This window comes from Dietzia sp. B19 (genome assembly GCF_014145155.1).
GTDB classification, from domain to species: Bacteria; Actinomycetota; Actinomycetes; order Mycobacteriales; family Mycobacteriaceae; genus Dietzia; species Dietzia natronolimnaea.
In genome coordinates, this window is record NZ_JAALED010000077.1 from 16,184 (window position 1) to 20,408 (window position 4,225).

Consider the following 4,225-nt stretch of genomic DNA (forward strand, 5'->3'; position numbering starts at 1 on the left):
TTCGTGGTGGAAGCCGTGCTGGCGTCGGTGGTCGGTTCGCTGCTCGCGGTCGGCGGGCTGCTGGGGGCCAAGGTCGTCTTCCTCGACAGGGTGCTGGCCGAGGCGTACCGGGCGAACCTGGTGGAACGGATCACCACCGTCGACATCCTGCTGCTGGCCCCGGTCCTCGTGGTGGCGGGCGCGGTGGTGTCCGCGCTCACGGCATGGGCCACGCTGCGGATCACGGTTCGGCGGTGATCCCGTACTGATCTAGAGTGGGGGATCTGCCCGACGGACGGACGAGGAGGTGAACCGGCGTGGCCAAGAAGAACAAGAAGAAGGGCGCGTCGACCCTCGGCCGTGACGGCAGCGTGGTCGCGAGCAACCGCAAGGCCCGGCACGAGTACTCCATCCTCGACACCCACGAGGCGGGGATCGCGCTGTTGGGTACGGAGATCAAGAGCATGCGCGAGGGCCAGGCGTCGTTGGTCGACGCGTTCGCGACGATCGACGACGGCGAGGTGTGGCTCCGCGGGCTCCACATCCCCGAGTACTCCCACGGGAACTGGACCAACCACGCGCCCAAGCGCGCCCGCAAACTGTTGCTGCACCGTCGCGAGATCGATTCGCTCGTCGGCAAGGTGCGGGACGGCAACGCCACGCTGGTCCCGCTGTCCCTCTACTTCGTGAACGGGCGGGTCAAGGTCGAACTGGCCGTCGCCCGGGGTAAGCAGGCCCACGACAAACGGCACGACATCGCCAAGCGGACCGCCGAGCGCGAAGCCGTTCGCGAACTCGGCAGGAGGATCAAGGGCATGCACGCATGATGCCGGTCGCGCTGGCGTCGACCTCGGCGGTGGCGTACGGCATCAGCGACTACCTCGGCGGGGTCGCGTCCCGGCGTGCCCGTGCACTGAGGGTCGTCAGCGTGTCGTACCCGCTGTCGATCGTGCTGGTCGGGGCGGCGGCGGTGGTGTCCGGGGGGTCACCGACCCTGGTCGGGTTGGCCTGGGGGCTGACTTCGGGCCTCCTGTCAGGTCTCGCGGTGTGGTCGTTCTACGTCGCGCTCTCGCGCGGGCCGATGAGCGTGATCTCGCCGATCACGGCGGTTCTGGCCGCGTCGGTGCCGCTCGCGTTCGGGTTGGTGGCGGGGGAGCGGCCCGGGGCGGCAGCCCTGGTCGGGATGTCGGTGGCGCTCGTCGCCACGGTCCTCGTCTCACTGGAGAGCGACGAGGGTTCGTCGATCGGACACGGTCGCCTCACCTGGCCGTTGATGGCGCTCACGGTGATCTCGGGGCTGGCGTTCGCGGGCTTCTTCGTCCTGCTGGCACAGGTCCCGGCGGGTGAGGGGCTGTGGCCGGTCGCGGCGTCGCGGGTCGGCGCCACCGGGGTCGTCCTGACGGCGGCGTTCGCCGCCCGCGAGTCGTTCAGGTTCTCCCGGCGCCTCATCGCCATCGGCCTGGTGATCGCCGTGTTCGACGCGGTCGCCAACGGAGCCTTCTACTTCGCCTCCCAGGCGGGCATGCTCTCGCTGGTGAGCGTGATCGCCGCGCTCTACCCCGCCTTCACGGTGGCGCTGGCCATCACGCACGGAGGGGAGCGCCTTCGCGCGGTCCAGATCGCGGGGCTCGCACTGGCGGGGGTGGCGATCGCACTGCTCGCGCTGGGCTGAGGTGGAGACGGAGCTCACCCTGGCGGTGGGGCCCCGGTCGGGGTAGGGTCAGTGGTCCGTCGATGAGAGTCGGCGGACCTGACGGGGCTGATGTGGTTTCGACTACGTGAGTTGACGCAGGGGAAGCGTGCCGGTGCAGGCCAGAGACCACCGTAAGCGTCGTGGCAACCAATTACGCGCCGATACCAATCAGCGCGACTACGCCCTCGCTGCCTGACAGCGAGCCCGTAGTCTGTCGGCCCGGGGTCGCCCTCGCCCCGGTCACCGGCATCATCTAGAGGGATCACCGGCTCACCCGGTCACGGGGTGGGTCGGGACATCCAACAGTGACTGGGATCGTCATCGCCGACATGTCCGCATGAGGGCGAGATCCGAGTAGAGGCCAACGCGGACTGCGCACGGAGAAGCCCTGCCGATGCTGCGGAGGACCCGGGTTCAATTCCCGGCAGCTCCACCATCGGGCCGAGCCCCCGGTCGATCACCGACCGGGGGCTCGGTGCATTTCGGCCTCGCCACCTGCCCTCACCTGAAAGAGGACTCAGGCGGTTTCGGTACCCTCTCGGTAGTCGCCAGTCGCTCGGAAAGGGTCGACGGTTTCCCAGGAGAGAAAGGCCCACCCACACGTGAACGCCAAGTCCGCAGGTAACAAGAGCACGAAGGTCCTGAAGACCAAGAAGAACAACGGGATGCTGATCACGGTTGCGGCCCTGATCGCCGTCGCCGTCCTGGTCCTCGGCGGCGTCGTGTGGATGGCCCAGCGGGGAGGCGAGGCCAACCCGATCACGTTCGGTGAGACGGCCGACGAGCTGATCGAGATCTCGGACACGGGTGTGATCGCGGTGGGGGAGGAGACCGCCCCGACCGTCCAGATCTGGGAGGACTTCATGTGCCCGGCGTGTGCCTCCTTCGAGGGGCAGAACGGTGAGCGGATCGCCTCCGCCGTGGAGGCCGGTGACCTGCGCGTGGAGTTCCACACCCTCAACTTCCTCAACCGCCAGTCGGCGTCGGGCGAGTACTCCACGCGGGCCATCGCCGCCGTCCAGTGCGTCGCGGCCAAGGATTCGCTGCCGGCCTTCTTCGACGTCAAGAACGCCTTCTTCGCCCAGCAGCCCGCCGAGGGCGGTGGCGACCGTTCCGCGAGGGAGTTGGCCGCCACCGCCGAGGCGGCCGGCGCGAACGCGGACTCGGTGGAGTGCATCGGCAACGTGGAGACCAACGGCGGGATGGAGAAGGCCTCGGACACCGCCGACAACTCGCAGGACAGTATCCGAGAGGTGACCGACCGCGTCTCCACCCCCACGGTCGCCTACGAGGGTGAGGTCGTGGAGATCGCCGATCCGGCCTGGCTGGACAACATCCTCGCCTGACCCCGGTCCGCACCGATCGGTACCGGCCCCGCCCGTCCAGGGCGGGGCCGGAGGCGATTTGGAGCGCCGAACCGGGATGGTGTAACTTTGGTCGAGCCGGTCGCCGAGAGGGGAACGGCGGAACAACCGATACGGGGCTATGGCGCAGCTGGTAGCGCACCACACTGGCAGTGTGGGGGTCAGGGGTTCGAGTCCCCTTAGCTCCACCCGAACGAACGATCCGGCAACGGATGGTTCATGCGAGCAAGAGCCCGGCCACTGGCCGGGCTCTTTTCATCTCTATCCCTGCTGCGCGGCCCACTCGGCGACCCGGCGTGCGCTCTCGGACTCCGACAGGTCCTCCACGCGGGACATGATCGACCATCGGACGCCGTACGGGTCCCGGATCGAGGCGTACCTGTCGCCGGAGACGAACTCGCTCACGGGTTCACGGATCGTGGCCCCGGCCTGTGCGGCCCGGTCGACCACCTCGTCGACGTCCGCGCAGTACATCCCGATCGAATAGCAGGCCACCTCCCCGGTGGGCGGGGGCACGAGCCCGAACCGGGGACTGGGCTCGCCGAGTTGCAGCCGGCCGTTGCCGAAGTCGAGTTCGGCGTGCACGACGATCCCGCCCATCTCCGTCACGTCGACCACCCGGGCGCCGAACACCGAGGAATAGAATTCGACCGCGTCCCCCGCTCTCTCGACGGCGAGGAACGGCGTGAGGCTGGTCGACCCGTGGGGGACGCCGTCGGTGGTGTGTTCTCCGGTGACCCCGGCCCGGGGCGTGGTGTTCTCTGTCATGCGATGAACCTACGAGGACATGCACGGGAGTGGCTTGAAGATTCGCGACGCCGTCGCGTCCGACACGCGGGGAGGGGACGATGGCCGACCTCCCTGATCGACGCGGGGTCCTCTATCCGGACAGGCTGCCCACCTTCCACCGCGAGGACGCGCCGTCGGAACTGCGTGACCGGATCCGTTGGTTCTGGATCCCGCGCTGGCGTCTCGCGCCGGGGGAGACCTCCCGGCAGGAGCTGCTCCCTTTTCCGGCGTCCAATCTCGTCGTCGACCCCGGAGGGGTCAGCCTCTCCGGACCGACGACCGGCGTCTCCCACCGGGACCTCAGCGGCAGCGGATGGGCGGTGGGCGCCCTGCTCCGCCCGGCCGGATTGGCCTCGTTGGCGGCCGAGCCCCGGCGGCTCCGCGACGCGGAGACGCCCCT

5 protein-coding genes, 1 tRNA gene, 1 other RNA gene and 1 pseudogene are annotated in these 4,225 nt (G+C 69.1%); 7 read left to right on the forward strand and 1 reads right to left on the reverse strand.

Annotation, left to right across the window (positions count from 1 at the left end; genetic code table 11):
• The 6 genes and pseudogenes from G6020_RS16865 to G6020_RS03185 all read left to right on the forward strand — a co-directional run.
• Window positions 1-237, forward strand: a pseudogene (locus G6020_RS16865) (ABC transporter permease); the annotation flags it as partial.
• A 59-nt stretch (window positions 238-296) separates the two neighbouring features.
• Window positions 297-806 carry an SsrA-binding protein SmpB gene (gene smpB, locus G6020_RS03165; RefSeq protein ID WP_179524827.1) on the forward strand — a complete coding sequence of 170 codons (510 nt, stop codon included), beginning with the start codon at window positions 297-299 and terminating at the stop codon, window positions 804-806.
• A complete protein-coding gene (locus tag G6020_RS03170; protein WP_182609626.1) occupies window positions 803-1,651 on the forward strand; it encodes a DMT family transporter in 849 nt (282 codons plus the stop codon). The genes smpB and G6020_RS03170 overlap by 4 nt, the downstream gene beginning before the upstream one ends.
• An 83-nt stretch (window positions 1,652-1,734) precedes the next feature.
• Window positions 1,735-2,108, forward strand: a transfer-messenger RNA (tmRNA) gene (gene ssrA, locus G6020_RS03175).
• Between the two features lie 166 nt (window positions 2,109-2,274).
• Window positions 2,275-3,018, forward strand: coding sequence for a thioredoxin domain-containing protein (locus G6020_RS03180; protein WP_179524829.1), 744 nt, complete (start codon window positions 2,275-2,277; stop codon window positions 3,016-3,018).
• Window positions 3,019-3,151: 133 nt separating this feature from the next.
• Window positions 3,152-3,224: transfer RNA gene (locus tag G6020_RS03185), tRNA-Ala, on the forward strand.
• A gap of 73 nt (window positions 3,225-3,297) precedes the next feature.
• Here the strand turns inward: G6020_RS03185 and G6020_RS03190 are convergent.
• Window positions 3,298-3,804 carry a VOC family protein gene (locus G6020_RS03190; protein WP_179524830.1) on the reverse strand — a complete coding sequence of 169 codons (507 nt, stop codon included), beginning with the start codon at window positions 3,802-3,804 and terminating at the stop codon, window positions 3,298-3,300.
• Window positions 3,805-3,884: 80 nt separating this feature from the next.
• On the opposite strand from G6020_RS03190, the gene G6020_RS03195 reads away from it, so the two are divergent.
• Window positions 3,885-4,225 (forward strand): DUF6597 domain-containing transcriptional factor (locus G6020_RS03195; protein WP_347238296.1); only part of this gene is annotated, 341 nt, incomplete at its 3' end.

What these genes read in the sequence shown, in the direction of transcription:
- G6020_RS03170 (WP_182609626.1), top strand. Translation starts at nt 803, where the DNA reads ATGATGCCGGTCGCGCTGGCGTCGACCTCGGCGGTGGCGTACGGCATC.
- G6020_RS03190 (WP_179524830.1), bottom strand. Translation starts at nt 3,804, where the DNA reads ATGACAGAGAACACCACGCCCCGGGCCGGGGTCACCGGAGAACACACC.